Source organism: Afipia clevelandensis ATCC 49720 (assembly GCF_000336555.1).
In the GTDB taxonomy this organism is placed as follows: Bacteria; Pseudomonadota; Alphaproteobacteria; order Rhizobiales; family Xanthobacteraceae; genus Afipia; species Afipia clevelandensis.
In genome coordinates this window covers 1,239,401-1,253,935 of record NZ_KB375281.1, presented here as the reverse complement: position 1 = coordinate 1,253,935, position 14,535 = coordinate 1,239,401, and the positions used below count along the sequence as shown (strand labels likewise).

At 62.2% G+C, this 14,535-nt stretch carries 17 protein-coding genes; 7 read left to right on the top strand and 10 right to left on the bottom strand.

Annotation, left to right across the window (positions count from 1 at the left end):
* Window positions 1-70: 70 nt before the first annotated feature.
* Window positions 71-409: a P-II family nitrogen regulator gene (locus HMPREF9696_RS05670; protein ID WP_002712006.1), complete on the bottom strand. Its 339-nt coding sequence runs from the start codon at window positions 407-409 to the stop codon at window positions 71-73.
* A gap of 386 nt (window positions 410-795) precedes the next feature.
* Here HMPREF9696_RS05670 and HMPREF9696_RS05665 point away from each other — a divergent pair, with 386 nt between their 5' ends.
* Entirely contained in the window at window positions 796-2,295 is a 1,500-nt protein-coding gene (locus tag HMPREF9696_RS05665) for an NAD(P)H-hydrate dehydratase (protein WP_002712005.1), read from the top strand.
* 103 nt (window positions 2,296-2,398) lie between these two features.
* On the top strand, window positions 2,399-3,061 hold the full coding sequence (locus tag HMPREF9696_RS05660) for a VOC family protein (protein ID WP_002712004.1): 663 nt from the start codon (window positions 2,399-2,401) through the stop codon (window positions 3,059-3,061).
* A 12-nt stretch (window positions 3,062-3,073) separates the two neighbouring features.
* Here HMPREF9696_RS05660 and HMPREF9696_RS05655 read toward each other — a convergent pair whose 3' ends face one another.
* Window positions 3,074-3,547 (bottom strand): hypothetical protein, encoded by a 474-nt coding sequence (locus HMPREF9696_RS05655; protein WP_002712003.1) that lies wholly within the window; start codon window positions 3,545-3,547, stop codon window positions 3,074-3,076.
* 179 nt (window positions 3,548-3,726) lie between these two features.
* Between HMPREF9696_RS05655 and HMPREF9696_RS05650 the strand changes: the two genes are divergently transcribed.
* Entirely contained in the window at window positions 3,727-4,581 is an 855-nt protein-coding gene (locus tag HMPREF9696_RS05650) for a 3-hydroxybutyryl-CoA dehydrogenase (RefSeq protein WP_002712002.1), read from the top strand.
* Here HMPREF9696_RS05650 and HMPREF9696_RS05645 read toward each other — a convergent pair.
* Together HMPREF9696_RS05645 and HMPREF9696_RS21570 are read right to left on the bottom strand one after the other, a co-directional pair.
* Window positions 4,578-4,793, bottom strand: coding sequence for a hypothetical protein (locus tag HMPREF9696_RS05645; protein ID WP_002712001.1), 216 nt, complete (start codon window positions 4,791-4,793; stop codon window positions 4,578-4,580). The genes HMPREF9696_RS05650 and HMPREF9696_RS05645 overlap by 4 nt on opposite strands.
* Window positions 4,794-4,857: 64 nt before the next feature.
* On the bottom strand, window positions 4,858-5,013 hold the full coding sequence (locus HMPREF9696_RS21570) for a hypothetical protein (protein WP_157170001.1): 156 nt from the start codon (window positions 5,011-5,013) through the stop codon (window positions 4,858-4,860).
* Between the two features lie 40 nt (window positions 5,014-5,053).
* Here HMPREF9696_RS21570 and HMPREF9696_RS05640 point away from each other — a divergent pair, with 40 nt between their 5' ends.
* Window positions 5,054-5,350, top strand: coding sequence for a hypothetical protein (locus tag HMPREF9696_RS05640; protein ID WP_002712000.1), 297 nt, complete (start codon window positions 5,054-5,056; stop codon window positions 5,348-5,350).
* A gap of 30 nt (window positions 5,351-5,380) precedes the next feature.
* Here HMPREF9696_RS05640 and HMPREF9696_RS05635 read toward each other — a convergent pair whose 3' ends face one another.
* On the bottom strand, window positions 5,381-6,214 hold the full coding sequence (locus HMPREF9696_RS05635) for a DUF4344 domain-containing metallopeptidase (RefSeq protein ID WP_040301194.1): 834 nt from the start codon (window positions 6,212-6,214) through the stop codon (window positions 5,381-5,383).
* A gap of 237 nt (window positions 6,215-6,451) precedes the next feature.
* On the opposite strand from HMPREF9696_RS05635, the gene HMPREF9696_RS05630 reads away from it, so the two are divergent.
* The 3 genes from HMPREF9696_RS05630 to HMPREF9696_RS05620 all read left to right on the top strand — a co-directional run bounded on the left by HMPREF9696_RS05630 (window position 6,452) and on the right by HMPREF9696_RS05620 (window position 7,871).
* Window positions 6,452-6,646 (top strand): hypothetical protein, encoded by a 195-nt coding sequence (locus HMPREF9696_RS05630; RefSeq protein ID WP_002711998.1) that lies wholly within the window; start codon window positions 6,452-6,454, stop codon window positions 6,644-6,646.
* An 85-nt stretch (window positions 6,647-6,731) separates the two neighbouring features.
* Window positions 6,732-7,166, top strand: a complete 435-nt coding sequence (locus tag HMPREF9696_RS05625; protein ID WP_040301192.1) for a group III truncated hemoglobin — start codon at window positions 6,732-6,734, stop codon at window positions 7,164-7,166.
* 21 nt (window positions 7,167-7,187) lie between these two features.
* Window positions 7,188-7,871, top strand: a complete 684-nt coding sequence (locus HMPREF9696_RS05620; protein WP_002711996.1) for a hypothetical protein — start codon at window positions 7,188-7,190, stop codon at window positions 7,869-7,871.
* Between the two features lie 72 nt (window positions 7,872-7,943).
* Here HMPREF9696_RS05620 and HMPREF9696_RS21800 read toward each other — a convergent pair whose 3' ends face one another.
* The 5 genes from HMPREF9696_RS21800 to HMPREF9696_RS05610 all read right to left on the bottom strand — a co-directional run bounded on the left by HMPREF9696_RS21800 (window position 7,944) and on the right by HMPREF9696_RS05610 (window position 13,880).
* Entirely contained in the window at window positions 7,944-8,105 is a 162-nt protein-coding gene (locus HMPREF9696_RS21800; RefSeq protein WP_002711995.1) for a hypothetical protein, read from the bottom strand.
* A gap of 206 nt (window positions 8,106-8,311) precedes the next feature.
* Window positions 8,312-8,473: a hypothetical protein gene (locus HMPREF9696_RS21795; protein ID WP_002711994.1), complete on the bottom strand. Its 162-nt coding sequence runs from the start codon at window positions 8,471-8,473 to the stop codon at window positions 8,312-8,314.
* A 104-nt stretch (window positions 8,474-8,577) separates the two neighbouring features.
* Window positions 8,578-8,817 (bottom strand): hypothetical protein, encoded by a 240-nt coding sequence (locus tag HMPREF9696_RS05615; RefSeq protein WP_245259208.1) that lies wholly within the window; start codon window positions 8,815-8,817, stop codon window positions 8,578-8,580.
* Between the two features lie 374 nt (window positions 8,818-9,191).
* Window positions 9,192-9,911: a DUF2971 domain-containing protein gene (locus tag HMPREF9696_RS21565; RefSeq protein WP_157169999.1), complete on the bottom strand. Its 720-nt coding sequence runs from the start codon at window positions 9,909-9,911 to the stop codon at window positions 9,192-9,194.
* 216 nt (window positions 9,912-10,127) lie between these two features.
* Window positions 10,128-13,880 carry a vitamin B12-dependent ribonucleotide reductase gene (locus HMPREF9696_RS05610; RefSeq protein ID WP_002711991.1) on the bottom strand — a complete coding sequence of 1,251 codons (3,753 nt, stop codon included), beginning with the start codon at window positions 13,878-13,880 and terminating at the stop codon, window positions 10,128-10,130.
* Window positions 13,881-14,535: the final 655 nt, after the last annotated feature.

The following is a 14,535-nucleotide window of genomic DNA, read 5'->3' as shown; positions in this document are numbered from 1 at the left end:
TTCGTGGCATAAAATGGCTGCCGGTCAAGCCCGGCCGTGCCGCAATACCGGGCAAGAATGCCGGAAGGGCCTAGATGGCGTCGAGGCCGGATTCCCCGGTCCGGATGCGGATGGCCTCCTCGATATTGGAAACGAAGATCTTCCCGTCGCCGATCCGGCCGGTCTGGGCGGCGCGCCGGATCGCGTCGATGGCTTTCTCGACAAGATCGTCGCCGATCACAATCTCGATTTTCACTTTCGGCAGGAAATCCACGATGTATTCCGCGCCGCGGTAGAGCTCGGCGTGGCCCTTCTGCCGCCCGAAGCCCTTGGCCTCGGTGACGGTGATGCCTTGAATCCCGACTTCCTGAAGGGCTTCCTTCACCTCGTCGAGCTTGAAGGGCTTGATGATGGCCTCGATCTTTTTCACTGAGCGTCTCCCCGGCACGTCTTGCTGGTCTGTCTGTTGTACTTCCATATGCGCGGCGGACGCGCTCGTCACGTCGGTTCGTCGTCGCAGCCGCCGCAAGGACAGGTGAGTGCCCCGGAAACGGCTGTTGCGCCCGCCTGGACTTTCGCCGGCGGGCAGGGCGATCCAAAGTCCTCCCCTAAAAGCAGGGTCTGTGCCAATTTATTAAGACATGGAATTGAACAACGATATCATTCCGTTAGCGGTGACTTTGCCTCTTTGTGCGGCGAATGCCATCAGAGTGAAAGTCCATGAATTAGGCAATTGCACAATAAATAGACTGACGATCGGCTTTCTCCCCCATCACATTGCCTCTGGATGAGGCGAAGCAAACGGACAAACGGCGCATGGAAATCCTGACGGTCTCGGAGATGACGGCAGCGGACCAGGCCGCGATCGCGGGTGGCACCCCCGGGTTTGCGCTGATGCGCAGCGCCGGACGGGCGGTGGCGGAGGTCGCGGGGGCGATGGCCGGGCGCGGCCGCATCGTCGTCGTGGCCGGACGCGGCACCAATGGGGGCGAGGGGTTCGTGGCTGGGGCGGACCTGGCGGCGCGGGGGCGCGAGGTATCCGTGATCCTGCTGTGTGACCGCGCCACGCTGACGGGCGACGCGGCGCTGGCATCCGCGCAATGGACCGGCGAGGTCCTGCCATGCGATCCGGCAGCGCTGGTGAGGCCCAACCTGATCATTGATGCGCTGTTCGGGGCGGGGCTGAATCGTCCGGTGAAGGGCGATCCTTTTGCAATGATCGCGGCAATGAACGCCAGCGGCGCGCCGATCCTCGCCGTCGATCTGCCGAGCGGCATCAATGGCGACACCGGCGAGGTGATGGGCATCGCGGTGGAGGCGTCCGCCACTGTCACCTTCTTCCGACGCAAGCCGGGACACCTGTTGCTGCCGGGACGGATTCATTGCGGCGAGGTCGAGGTGGCCGACATCGGCATCGACGCGGATGTGCTGGACACCATCGCGCCGAAGACCTTCGAGAATGTGCCGGAACTGTGGGCCGACATTTTCCCGTCGCCGCAGGCGGACGGACACAAGTACGCCCGCGGCCATGCGGTGGTCGTGTCCGGCGATCTGACCTCAACCGGAGCCGCGCGTCTCTCCGCGCGTGCGGCTCTGCGCGCCGGCGCGGGCCTTGTCACTGTGGCGTCGCCGCGCGACGCGCTGGCGGTGAATGCCGCCGCGCTGACGGCGGTGATGGTGCGCGAGACGGACAGCGCGCGGCAGTTTGCGGAGCTGCTCGCGGACAAGCGGCTCAACGCCTGCGTGATCGGACCGGCATCCGGCGTCGGCGAACGGACACGGGAGATGGTGCTTGCGGCGCTCCACGCGCAGCGAAGTGTGGTGCTCGATGCGGATGCGCTCACGAGTTTCACGGACGATCCGCAGGCACTTTTTACGGCGATCAAAAACCGGAGCGATCCACAGGTTGTCCTCACCCCGCATGACGGCGAATTCGCGCGGCTGTTCAGCGCGTTGGCATCCAGCCATCCACATGCCTCGAAACTTGAACGGGCGCGGCTAGCCGCGGTTCAGTCCGGCGCGGTGGTGCTGCTGAAAGGGGCCGACACCGTGATCGCCGCTCCCGATGGCCGCGCGGCGATCACGGCCAACGCGCCGCCATGGCTGGCGACGGCGGGATCTGGCGATGTGCTGGCGGGGATCGCCGGCGGCATGCTGGCGCAGCGCGTGCCGGCGTTCGAGGCGGCCTGCATCGGCGCCTGGATGCATGGCGAGGCGGGGCAGGAGGTTGGCCCCGGTTTGATCGCGGAAGATTTGCCCGAGGCGCTGCCTGCGGTGCTGCGCAATCTCTACGATGAACTCGGCATCGCGTATTGAGGTATACGCCGCCATATTGAACGTGCGATATCACACCGACGTAGGATAAGTTCTCCGTACTCTCAGATGTGCTTCTCATAGTCCGCAACCGAGGGAGTCCAGCATGAGCAGTCCGGAAGCCGCCACGCGCGGAACTGACATGAAACTCGAAATTGTCGTGATCCCCGTATCGGACGTTGACCGCGCCAAGAGCTTTTACAGTTCGCTCGGATGGCGGCTGGATGCCGATTTCGCTTCCGGCGACGACTTTCGGGTGATTCAATTCACGCCGCCGAGCTCCGGATGCTCGGTCATCTTCGGCAAGAACGTCACCGCCGCGGCCCCGGGGTCTGCCAAGGGACTCTATCTCATCGTTTCCGACATCGAGTCTGCCCGTAACGATCTGCTCGGGCGCGGTGTCAAGGTCAGCGAGCTATTTCACGGAGCCGGCAATGCCTATGTCGGCGCGGATGAACCTTACCTGTTCGGGCGGGTTCGCGTTGCGGGTCCGGACCCTGATCGCAGCAGCTATCGCTCGTTCGCATCGTTCAACGATCCGGACGGCAACGGCTGGCTGTTTCAGGAAATCACCGGACGGCTTCCCGGCCGTGTTGAAGGCGACACCACGTTTGCGTCCTCTGCCGACCTTGCGGCCGCGCTCCGGCGCGCCGCGGCGGCGCATGGCGAACACGAAAAGCGCAACGGCGGCAAGCACGATGATAACTGGCCGGACTGGTATGCTTCTTACATTGTTGCGGAGCAGGCAGGGACGACACTGCCGATATAAGTTGCGAAGCGGCTAGCGCATGCTTTTCGCCAACTGATACCGCGTATGGCGCAGCGTCGTCCCGAGATAGCCCGGCGACAACCGGCTCGCGCGGTCAACGGCGCGCTCCACCTGTTGCCAGTAGTCGGTGCTGTCGTTGGCGAAGAACCTGTTGCAGTCGTCGTCGAACTTGACGACGGCCAGGATGACATCGCGCAGTTCTGCATCATTCGCGAGCGGATGCGCGCGCCGCAGGCGCAGGATAGCGCCGCTGCCCGGTGCCGCGATGCGATCCTGTGCCAGAGCGTCCGCAAGCATCTGTCCGTAGACGATGGCGTCCGCCCGGTTACTGAGGTCTTGCGGGCTCGCTGCTTCTCCCTCGCGGATGAACGTCGATCGCTGCCACCACAGCGCAAACGCCGCATCCCGCAGCGGCAGCGTGGCGGCCTCGGCGATCAGCCGCGCGGTCGTTGGTGTCAGGGGCAATGGATCGGGTGGGATAATCATCATACCGGTTGGTGGGCACGACGGGCGGGCCGGTTCGACGCCGGGACGGGGACCCTTCGGAGGCCTGTTAGCTGTAGCGCCGCCGGTCGGGGCGGAGTAGATACCCGGTCCATGGAAGACGCGGGCAGGCCCATGAGGGCCATTCGCCCCTGAATTGAAGCATTGAAAGGACGCGGGACATGATTGAAACGGTTGGCATTATCGGCGCCGGCACCATGGGCAACGGCATTGCGCAGATTTGCGCTGCGGCGGGCCTCCAGGTCGTGATGGTGGACATTTCCGACGCCGCCGTTTCGCGCGGTGTTGCGACCATCGGCGGCAGCCTCGACCGTCTTGTCAAGAAGGAGAAGATGAGCGCGGGCGACCGAGACGCTGCGCTGAAGCGCATCAACGGCACCACCGACAAATCCAAGCTGTCCTCCTGCGATCTCGTGATCGAGGCCGCCACCGAGAACGAAGACCTCAAGATCAAGATCCTGAAGGACCTCTGCGCCAACCTTCAGCCGCGCGCGCTGGTCGCCACCAACACCTCGTCGATCTCGGTGACGCGCCTTGCGGCGGCGACCGACCGTCCGGACCGTTTCATCGGCATGCACTTCTTCAATCCGGTGCCGGTGATGCAGCTTCTCGAACTGATCCGCGGTCTGCAGACCTCCGACGATACGCATGCCAAGGCGCTCGCCTTCGCCCAGCGCGTCGGCAAGGTCGCGGTCACCGCCAAGAACAGTCCGGGCTTCGCGGTCAACCGCATCCTGTGCCCGATGATCAACGAGGCGATCTTCGCGCTCTCGGAAGGCATCGCCTCGGCGGAGGAGATCGACGCCGGCATGAAGCTCGGCTGCAACCACCCGATCGGCCCGCTGGCGCTGGCCGACATGATCGGCCTCGACACCATGCTGTCGGTGATGGAGGTGTTCTACACCGGCTTCAACGATCCGAAGTATCGCCCCGCGCCGCTGCTCAAGGAAATGGTCGACGCAGGTCATCTCGGCCGCAAGACCGGACAAGGCTTCTATAACTACGCGAAGGCTTAAGGCCTCATAAACGCGAAGTCGGTGTCCGGATCGCAGTTGTCAGCCAGAAAGCGCAACTCGGACTGGACATCGGCCACGCCGCGCGTCTCCAGATACTTGTTCACCACAAGGCCGAGCAGGGCGCGGCAGACGCCGTCGCCGTCCTGTCCGGACGCCGTGGCTTCGGCGATGGCCGCCGCGAAATGACGGTTGGCGATGTCGGATGCGGACATCTTGGGGTCTCCTGATGTGATCCTGTCTTGTGCACGCCAGACCATACGCGCCCCTTGATCCGGATCAAACGCCGAAACTGCGCCATGCTGTTTCAAACAGCGGGCGGAAAATTCCGCCCGGCAAATTTTTCTCTCGCGCGGCACGCGGAATTTTTTGCGCACCGCGGATGTGCGGATTCATCAGTAAAATAGCGGCTTTCTGACTGTCGCTGTCTGGCATGCGGCTTGCTGAACCATGGCGGGTTCAAACGGGGCTAGGCATGTCGATTTCGATCACAACAACACCGCTCGTCGCCAACATGACGTCGGGCAAGCTGGACAAGCCGCTCGGCGCACAGAGCGTTGAGGAGAAATTCCTCGAATACGCAAAGAAGACACCCGCCGAAAAGATGTTCGACGCGATGCTCGGCCAGCTCGGTATCACTCCGGAACAGTTCGCGGCGATGGACCCGGACGCGCAGCGCGCGGTGATGGAGAAGATCCAGAAGCTGATCGAGCAGCAGGCCAAGGCCGGCGGCAGCAAGGACCCCGGCCAGATCACCGACAAGACAGCGTGATACAGCGCCGCGCAGGAGACGGCGATCGGCTCAGGGTCGCGCCAGACGCTCGCGCCGCGCGGTGACCGTTCGCGCCCAGACCTCATGAAACTTCGCGGCGCGCTTCATGTCGATATGCGGGCGGATCAGCTTGTCCATCGCGAAGGTCAGGTCTTCGTATTCGTAAGGGCAGATCTCCGCGCGTTTCTTCGGCAGGAATTCCAGTTCGACCACATCGGCAAACAGCTTGCTGTCCGCGCCATAGGCAATGCACAGGACGTTGTAGGCGCGCTGTGCGGGCAGCGAGTGCTCGTTTGAGAATGCATCCACCTCCATGGTGACCCGCTCGCCTTGCGGCATCTGGATATTGTACCCGTAGGCCGCGCCGAGGATCAGCTTGCGGGCCTCCTGCTTCGGCAGCCGAAGCATCACATAGGCGGCGAACTGGTCGGCGGCGTCTTCCTGACGGCCGAGGATGGGGATCTGCAGCATGTCATACACGGCATGGCCGGTCTCATGCAGGAAGACATCGAGAACCGGGCCGAGAATGGTATCGGCGCGGGTAATCCCCATGGGAAGTTCCTGCTTCGATGCGTGCTTCAGAAACTCCGCCAGCAATTCGTAACAGACCTTGACCACCTCGTTGCTGTACCAGGCGTTCGGGACGCCGTCGCAGCCCGCGACCGTCAGCTTCAGCGGATAGGGCAGGCGGAGCGGACTGAGCAATTCCTGCAGGTGCTCAAGCGCGCGGCCTTGTTTCATCTGCTCGTAAATGGCCTGATGCGCCGGGTCCTTCGGCGGCACATATTCGTATTGAATCTGGTTGGACTTTCCGCGCGCGGCGGCAGGTGCAGCGAACAGCATCAGGGTTATGGCGGCGGCCATCGCTGCAAGCGCGGCTGGCCTTCGTCCCGGTGCCGGCGGGTGATCCATGGACGCGGGCATGCATATCCTCACGTGGGCGGGTCTGCACGGCAAAGATCAAGGATCAGCTTCGGCCGCGAACGCTTGCCGGTCAAACGGAAAGTGCGGTCAGCGGAGGCGCTGTCTGTTTGGGTAGTTTGCAACGCCTCCGCCTGATGTAAGCTCGGTCCCGTTCGCAATTCCGCGCGGGAGGCCGGCATGCTTATCAAGGGATTGATTGCAGTTGCGGTGGTGATGGCGTTCGCGTCCGTGCCGGACACCGCCCGCGCCGACTCATGGGGTTGCAGCTACGACAAATGCACCGCCGCTTGCGCCAAGGCTGGCGGGAAGTACTGCATCACCTATTGCGAACGCCGGCTGGCGGACAAGCGCCGCGACAAGACCTGCAAATAGCAACGACCTGAATCAAGACATGATGGCAGCGCGGCCATGCGCTGCGCGGGTTGCCCGCGCGGGGCGGGCGGCCTACATCAGGGCCATGACCGAACCGGCCAGTTCCGCCCTGCACACCTTTCATTCCGACCTCACCGAGGAAAAGATCGCCCGTCTTGTGGCGACCTTCTATGGCCGCGCCCGCGAGGACAGCCTGATCGGGCCGATTTTCAATGCGCAGGTGAAGGACTGGGACCATCACATCGCGCAGATCAGCGATTTCTGGTCGTCGATGATGCTCAAAACCGGCCGCTACAACGGCCGCCCGATGCGTCCGCACCTGATGCTGCCGCTGAAAGGCGAACATTTCGACCGCTGGCTGGCCCTGTTCGAGACCACCGCGCGGGAGATTTTCCAGAGCGACGTGGCCGAGGCGTTGATTGTCCGCGCCCGGCGGATCGCCGACAGCTTCGAGATGGGCCTCGCCACCACGCGCGGCGAGATCGCAAGGCCAAGGCATAGTGTAAGCGATGGTGTATAGTCCCCGCGAAGGGGATTGCGGATGGCCTTGCTCGGCAAAGCGGCGGTAGCGATGTGGTGGGACATGGCGCGCGAGCAGCGGGCCGAGTTCGAGGACTGGCATTCCCACGAGCATTTCCCGGAGCGCCTGCACCTTCCCGGGTTCCTGCGCGGCTCGCGCTGGGCGGCGGCCGACGGCGGCGTGGGCTTTTTTGTCTTCTATGAACTCGACGCCTGGGAGACGCTGACCTCACCGGACTATCTGGCGCGGCTGAACGATCCCACGCCCTGGTCGAAAAAGATGATGCCGCATCACCGCAACATGGTGCGCAGCCAGTGCCGGGTGATCGCCAGCCACGGCGGCGGGATCGGCGGCGCGATGCTGACGCTGCGCCTGTCGCCGCAGCCGGCACAGGCCTCGGCGCTGTCCGCGCATCTGCGCGACGTGGTGGCAAGGCTGCCGGAAAAGGGGAGCTTCACCGGCGCGCATCTGCTTCACACCGACACGCCGCAGGCGGGCCAGACCGAGGAGCAGCGCATCCGCGGCGGCGATGCGGCGGCGGACTGGATCGTGCTGGTGTCGGGCTCCAGCAGCGACGCGCTGCAGGAGATCGCGCATGGCCTGCTGGCGCCGAAGGAACTGGAAGCGGAAGGCGCCGCGCCCGGCGCCTTGCCGGGGCTGTTCCGGCTGAAATACGCGATGACGCCTCAGGACTTGCTCACATAAGAAGACTTGCGCACTTAGAAGGATTTGAGCACACAATACGCCCGCGGCGCAGCCGGACGGCGCGTCATCCTGTCAGAGCGGCGAGGCGAGCGGGGTTCGCTTCACGGTCTGCGCTGCCACTTGATAGTGTGTACCCATGTACAGGATCGCGGACCCCGTGAGGATCATGATCGCGATCACCAGCGCCAGACACATCTGCGTTTCATGTTTCTCGCTGTCGAGATGAAGCCGCATGCGCGTCACTCCGCTCGCCTCCGGGAATAACAATACGCCGCGCGCGGAAGCGTTCCAGCAGCAGGGCTGACCTATCGCGGAAGGTTATGTGCGGTGCGGGGAATTGCTGCACGGCCGCACGATGCATTGGCGGCATGAAGCGAAGCACAATACGGACTGCGTGGGGGGAAAAGCGCGACCCCGGATTCCGCTTCGCTTCATCCGTCTCAGGCGCGGGATCTGCGCCCGACGATATCGCCGGTGAGATCACGGGCTTTCGGCGCGGAGTTGCCCCGCAACCGTTCAACGAACCAGAACGCCCAGATCGCGACAAAGGCGAGAACAAAAATCGCGCCGCTCGACAGGGCAGCTTGAAGGGCGACAGACATGGCATCCTCCGGATCACTGCGAAAACCGCAGAATCGAAGGCTACGCAGGCGCAACGGGAGGTTGGTTGATCAGGATCAAATTACGGATCGCTAGAAGCGCAAGCTCAACGCTTGTCGAGATTGCAGGTCAGCACATTGCCGAAATCGCCGCCCTGCTGCCAGCAGCCCGTGGTCTTGCAGGTCGCCAGCTTCGGCGAGCAATGATCGGAGACGCAGTTCTTGTCGGCGGCATATTTGGTCTTGCAGCGCGACACACAGGTGTTGAACGAGCCGCTGCAGGTCGCAGCATCGGCAGGCGCGACCAGCGTCAGGGCAAGTGCAAAGGCGAGGGCGGTTGCGGACATGATTTTGATCACAATGGTCTCCCGGACACGAATTGTTTTTGGCGCAATGGGAGGACTGTACCCGTGCGGCATGACGCCGCCACTACAAAATGAGGGGCGGTGTTAGCTCGCCTTGTCATGGCCAGGCGCCGGTCCCCGACCTGATCGGGGATGACCCGGCCATCCACGAGTTTGGATGTATCCGAAAAGGAAGACGTGGATCACTGGGACAAGACCGGTGATGACGGTCGCGCGTGTCGGGAATTTGTTGGGTTGGTAGCCCGCATGAAGCGAAGCGCAATGCGGGAAGGGTGTTCGCTGATGGCGCGATTTCGCTGCGCTCCAACCAGTTCGGGAGGCATCGATGGGTAAACGCGGAATAGTCAAGCGTTAGGCTAACGGAGCCACCGAGAAATTGAGGTGGGTATCTCAATTCTAAATTCAGTTTCTGAAAGAGTGGCTTGAAAGAGAGGCACAGAAGACCTCCGGAGTTTCAATTCATGCAGTAGTTCACTCTTTAGCTCTGCCGTGGAGTTGGGGCCCAAGATAATTCCTACCAATTCATCGCTCTCAAATTTCACTTTCTGCTGGGCACGAAATGGAAAAAATATTCGAGCCTCGCGTTCGTATGCCCAGCGCGCATCCTTGTGTAAAAACGAAAGAAAGAACGCTCTATCTGCAAAATCATTAATATCAGATTCTGATCTTCCAGTCATCGCACTGGTGCCAAGATCAAAGATTAGGCTGAGTGGAAGCTCTGGGCGTTGGTCAACATATAGTACATCAGCGCATATTGAGAAGGCGCTGGTCCGAGATCCGCTATTCTTGAATACAGCACATATGCCAGAAAACGACGCAGCGTAATGCCCCCAAAGCAGGGGATTATCTACGGTTCGTGAAAAAGATGACAGGCCGCATCGATCTAAATAATCAAAAGCATTTTGTTTTGATTTCGATTTTAGGCTTTCAATATTTTTTTTCGTCAGTCTAGTTCGGCCCTGTTCCTGTAGGCGCAATAATTTTTCGATGCTTTTGGCGCTTCGGGCCCCGCTAAAAGGATTTTGAAGTATGTGAGCAAAGTATTTTCGTATCGCCGACGCCTTCAGATCGGACACGACCACTGGCTGACTGTCAAATGGGTCGTTGAAGTTGCGTCTCGAGTTTAAAAAAATTTCCTGATTGCTTAGAAGGTCGCCAATCGTTGTCCAAAAATATTGTGTGCGATGATCTAGAAATCGAAATAGGTATGCGTCCTTCTCAACGTACCTTATCATTTAAGGGTCCCAAGAAAAAGGGGCGACCGAAACGGTCGCCCCTCATTAGCATAACGTTCACGAACATCCCGTCGTGCTGCCGCACGTGTCGCACTTCATGCACGTGCCGTTCCGCACCAGCGTGAAGTTGCTGCACTCCGTACACATGTCGCCTTCATAGCCGCGGGCTTTCGCTTCCGCACGGCGCTCGGCCTTGCTTGGCGCAGCCTGAGCCGCAGAGCCTGCCTTGCTCCACTGTTGCGCTTCCAGCTTTTCCGTCGGCGAGAGATCGCGCTCCGGCTCCGCTACCTTGAGCGCGACGGCGCCCTCGACGCTGTCGCCCACATGGGTGCCTGCGAGCGCCGTCACCTTCGATCCGCCCGCGGGGGCGCTGTCGTCGTTGGCGGAGATCGCCGCAGCCCCGCCGCGCATCACAACCAGGTTGTCCGTGCGCGAGCGGGTGAGGCCCTTCGACAGATACTTGGTCGCGCCATGCGCTTCCGGCGCCTTGCCTTCCTCGACGCCCTTGCCGAGCGCATCGAAGCCCATGTCGCTTGGATCGACATGGCCGAGATCGAACCGGCCCATGTAGCTCACCGCGAGTTCGCGGAACACATAGTCGAGGATCGAGGTCGCGAACTTGATCGAGTCGTTGCCCTGCACCGGGCCAGCAGGCTCGAAGCGGGTGAAGGTGAAGGCGTCGACATATTCTTCCAGCGGCACGCCGTACTGGAGGCCGAGCGAGACGGAGATGGCGAAGTTGTTGACGAAGGAGCGCAGCGCCGCGCCCTCCTTGTGCATGTCGATGAAGATTTCACCGATGCGGCCGTCATCGTATTCGCCGGTGCGCAGATAGACCTTGTGTCCGCCGACGACTGCTTTTTGCGTGTAGCCCTTGCGGCGATCCGGCATCTTCTCGCGCTCGCGCATGACGACGATGCGCTCGACCAGCTTCTCGACGATCTTCTCCGAGACCTGCGCGGTGCGCGCCGCCATCGGCTTGTCGTGGAACGCCTCGATTGCGTCGTCCTCGTCATCATCGTCGCTGATGAGCTGCGAGTTCAGCGGCTGCGACAGCTTGGAGCCGTCGCGATAGAGCGCGTTGGCCTTCAGCGCGAGCTTCCAGGACAGCAGGTAGGCGGACTTGCAGTCCTCCACCGTGGCGTCGTTCGGCATGTTGATGGTCTTGGAGATCGCACCCGAGATGAAGGGCTGCGAGGCCGCCATCATGCGGATGTGGCTTTCCACCGACAGGTAACGCTTGCCGATCTTGCCGCAGGGATTGGCGCAGTCGAACACGCTGTAGTGCTCGGCCTTCAGGTGCGGCGCGCCTTCCACGGTCATCGCGCCGCAGATGTGCACGTTGGCGGCTTCGATCTCGCGCTTGGTGAAGCCGAGGGCTGCGAGCAGGTCGAAGCCCGGCGCGTTGCTCACTTCCGGGTCGATCTTGAGCGTGTCGCGCAGGAAGTCCTCGCCCAGCGTCCACTTGTTGAAGGCGAACTTGATGTCGAAGGCGGTCGGCAACTGCTTTTCGATCTTGTCGAGGGCTTCATCGGTGAAGCCCTTGGCCTTCAGCGTCGAGCGGTTGATGCCAGGCGCCTGGCCGAGCGAGCCGTGGCCGACGGCGTAAGCTTCGATCTCGGCAATCTCGCTTTCGGGATAGCCCAGCGCGCGGAGCGCCTCGGGAACTGCGCGGTTGATGATCTTCCAGTAGCCGCCGCCGGCGAGCTTCTTGAACTTCACCAGCGCGAAGTCCGGCTCGATGCCGGTGGTGTCGCAGTCCATCACAAGGCCGATGGTGCCGGTCGGCGCGACGACCGTGGTCTGCGCGTTGCGGTAGCCATGCTGCTGGCCAAGCTCGAGCGCCTGATCCCAGACGAACCTGGCGCGGGTCACGATGTCGCCCTGCGGGCAGCTTGCGTGATCGAGCGGCACCGGATTGACGGCGAGCGCTTCATAGCCGGTGGCCTCGCCATGCGCGGCGCGGCGGTGGTTGCGGATCACGCGCAGCATGTGCGCGGCGTTCTTCTTGTAGCCGGGGAAGGGGCCAAGCTCCCTCGCCATTTCGGCGGAGGTCGCGTAGCTGGTGCCGGTCATCACCGCGGTGAGGGCGCCGCAGAGCGCGCGGCCTTCCTTGGAGTCGTAGGACAGGCCCATGGTCATCAGGAGGCCGCCGATGTTGGCATAGCCGAGGCCGAGGGTGCGGAACTCATAGGAGAGTTCGGCAATCGCCCTGGACGGGAACTGCGCCATCATCACCGAGATTTCGAGCACGACGGTCCAGAGACGGCAGAGGTGCTCATAGGCCTCAACGTCGAAGCGGCGGGTCTGCGTGTCGTAGAAGGTCAGCAGGTTCGCGGAGGCGAGGTTGCACGCCGTGTCGTCCAGGAACATGTATTCCGAGCACGGGTTGGACGCGCGGATGTCGCCGCTGGCCTTGCAGGTGTGCCAGTCGTTCATGGTGGTGTTGAAGTGCAGGCCGGGATCGGCGCTCGCCCATGCGGCGTAACCGATCTTCTCCCACAGGTCGCGGGCCTTGAGCGTCTTGGTCACCTTCTTGTTGGTGCGGCCGATCAGATTCCAGTCGCCGTCGGTTTCCACCGCGCGCAGGAAGTCGTCCTTGAGCGAGACCGAGTTGTTCGAGTTCTGGCCTGCGACGGTGAGATACGCTTCCGAATCCCAGTCGGTGTCGTAGGTGTCGAACGAGATGTCGGTGTAGCCCTGCTTGGCGAACTGGATGACGCGCTTGATGAGATTGTCCTGCACCATTGCGCGGCGCGCGAACTTGATCTCACGGCGCAGCGCCGGGTTCTTCTCGGGATCGAAGCAGTCATCGCCCGAACCCTCGCAGTTCACGCAGGCCTTCATCACGGCCTTGAGATGCTTCTGGTTGATCTTGGAGCCGGTGACGAGGGCGGCAACCTTCTGCTCTTCCTTCACCTTCCAGTCGATATAGGTCTCGATATCCGGATGGTCGGCGTCGACGACAACCATCTTGGCCGCGCGGCGTGTGGTGCCGCCGCTTTTGATCGCGCCCGCCGCGCGGTCGCCGATCTTGAGGAAGGACATCAGGCCGGATGAGCGGCCGCCGCCGGAGAGCTTTTCGCCTTCGCCGCGCAGGCGCGAGAAGTTGGAGCCGGTGCCCGAGCCGTATTTGAACAGGCGCGCTTCACGCACCCACAGGTCCATGATGCCGCCCTCGTTGACGAGGTCGTCATTGACGCCCTGAATGAAGCAGGCATGCGGCTGCGGATGCTCGTAAGACGATTTGGATTTCACCAGCTTGCCGGTGAACGGATCGACATAGTAGTGGCCCTGGCCGGGACCGTCGACGCCGTAAGCCCAGTGCAGTCCGGTGTTGAACCACTGCGGCGAGTTCGGCGCGACCATCTGCCGGGCCAGCATGAAGCGCAGTTCGTCGTGGAAGGCGCGGGCGTCTTCTTCCGAGGAGAAGTAGCCGCCCTTCCAGCCCCAGTAGGTCCAGCAGCCGGCGAGACGGTCGAACACCTGCTTGGAGGAATGTTCGCCCGTGAAGCGCTCGGACTCGGGGAGAGAAGCGAGAGCCTCGGTGTCCGGCACCGAGCGCCACAGCCATGAGGGGACGGTTTCTTCCTCGACCTTCTTCAGGCGCGCGGCGACACCGGCCTTGCGGAAATACTTCTGCGCCAGAACGTCGGAGGCGACCTGCGACCAGAACTCCGGCACCTCCACGTTCTCAAGGCGGAACACCACCGAGCCATCAGGATTGCGGATCTCACTTGTCGTCAGCCTGAAATCAATCGCGGCGTAGGGTGACTGATCGGCTTTGGTGTAGCGGCGTTCGATGCGCATGGTAGTGCCCCGTCCTTTGCCGGCGCTCCCGTCCCTTGACGGTAAGCCGGAGATTTCAATTTGCGAACCGGTTCGTTCGCTTGTGCTTGCCGTTCACGTCGTCCCGGTTCGGGTCCCAAGACTTTTCCGGTCCCAAGACTTTTCCGGGCCGAGGGCTTCGGCCTGTTAACTCTGGCGGGCGTCAACCGGTCCCCAAACCGGCCTTGCCCGAACGCCCCAAACTCGCCTTTTAAGCCGCGGTTTGCCGCGGTTTCGCCATTTCGTCTTGCCGCCTCCGGCGGCGACCCCGCAGGCCGTGCAAGTGGTCATCCACCCGCCCGTCCAGCTCCGGGAAAAGAGCAGACAAATCCCCGGCCCGTGACCTCGACCGGCCTGACGGAGCTGTCTTCTCGACCCTTTTCGGGAGGTGCCCGGCAAGACTGAAAACCTGCGCGCCGAACAATCCCAAAGCTAGGCCGACTCCATCCAGCACGTCAAGGATTAGTGTCGAAATCTGAATCAAACACTAAATATGGTGGAAAATGCGGATTTCCAGCGGAATAGCTCAACGCTGGTTTGCCTCGCAATGCGGGAAGTATCGGTGAGTCCTTGCGGATTCGGAAGCCGAAATCTCACCGCCTTGTGAGTTCCTCCAGAGCTTGTCGCGGGCCTCCAA

Excerpts from the sequence above, each read along its gene's own strand:
- HMPREF9696_RS05665 (WP_002712005.1), top strand. The coding sequence starts at position 796 with ATGGAAATCCTGACGGTCTCGGAGATGACGGCAGCGGACCAGGCCGCG.
- HMPREF9696_RS05660 (WP_002712004.1), top strand. The coding sequence starts at position 2,399 with ATGAGCAGTCCGGAAGCCGCCACGCGCGGAACTGACATGAAACTCGAA.
- HMPREF9696_RS05655 (WP_002712003.1), bottom strand. The coding sequence starts at position 3,547 with ATGATTATCCCACCCGATCCATTGCCCCTGACACCAACGACCGCGCGG.
- HMPREF9696_RS05650 (WP_002712002.1), top strand. The coding sequence starts at position 3,727 with ATGATTGAAACGGTTGGCATTATCGGCGCCGGCACCATGGGCAACGGC.
- HMPREF9696_RS05645 (WP_002712001.1), bottom strand. The coding sequence starts at position 4,793 with ATGTCCGCATCCGACATCGCCAACCGTCATTTCGCGGCGGCCATCGCC.
- HMPREF9696_RS21570 (WP_157170001.1), bottom strand. The coding sequence starts at position 5,013 with ATGCCAGACAGCGACAGTCAGAAAGCCGCTATTTTACTGATGAATCCG.
- HMPREF9696_RS05640 (WP_002712000.1), top strand. The coding sequence starts at position 5,054 with ATGTCGATTTCGATCACAACAACACCGCTCGTCGCCAACATGACGTCG.
- HMPREF9696_RS05635 (WP_040301194.1), bottom strand. The coding sequence starts at position 6,214 with ATGGCCGCCGCCATAACCCTGATGCTGTTCGCTGCACCTGCCGCCGCG.
- HMPREF9696_RS05630 (WP_002711998.1), top strand. The coding sequence starts at position 6,452 with ATGCTTATCAAGGGATTGATTGCAGTTGCGGTGGTGATGGCGTTCGCG.
- HMPREF9696_RS05625 (WP_040301192.1), top strand. The coding sequence starts at position 6,732 with ATGACCGAACCGGCCAGTTCCGCCCTGCACACCTTTCATTCCGACCTC.
- HMPREF9696_RS05620 (WP_002711996.1), top strand. The coding sequence starts at position 7,188 with ATGGCCTTGCTCGGCAAAGCGGCGGTAGCGATGTGGTGGGACATGGCG.
- HMPREF9696_RS21800 (WP_002711995.1), bottom strand. The coding sequence starts at position 8,105 with ATGCGGCTTCATCTCGACAGCGAGAAACATGAAACGCAGATGTGTCTG.
- HMPREF9696_RS21795 (WP_002711994.1), bottom strand. The coding sequence starts at position 8,473 with ATGTCTGTCGCCCTTCAAGCTGCCCTGTCGAGCGGCGCGATTTTTGTT.
- HMPREF9696_RS05615 (WP_245259208.1), bottom strand. The coding sequence starts at position 8,817 with ATGTCCGCAACCGCCCTCGCCTTTGCACTTGCCCTGACGCTGGTCGCG.
- HMPREF9696_RS05610 (WP_002711991.1), bottom strand. The coding sequence starts at position 13,880 with ATGCGCATCGAACGCCGCTACACCAAAGCCGATCAGTCACCCTACGCC.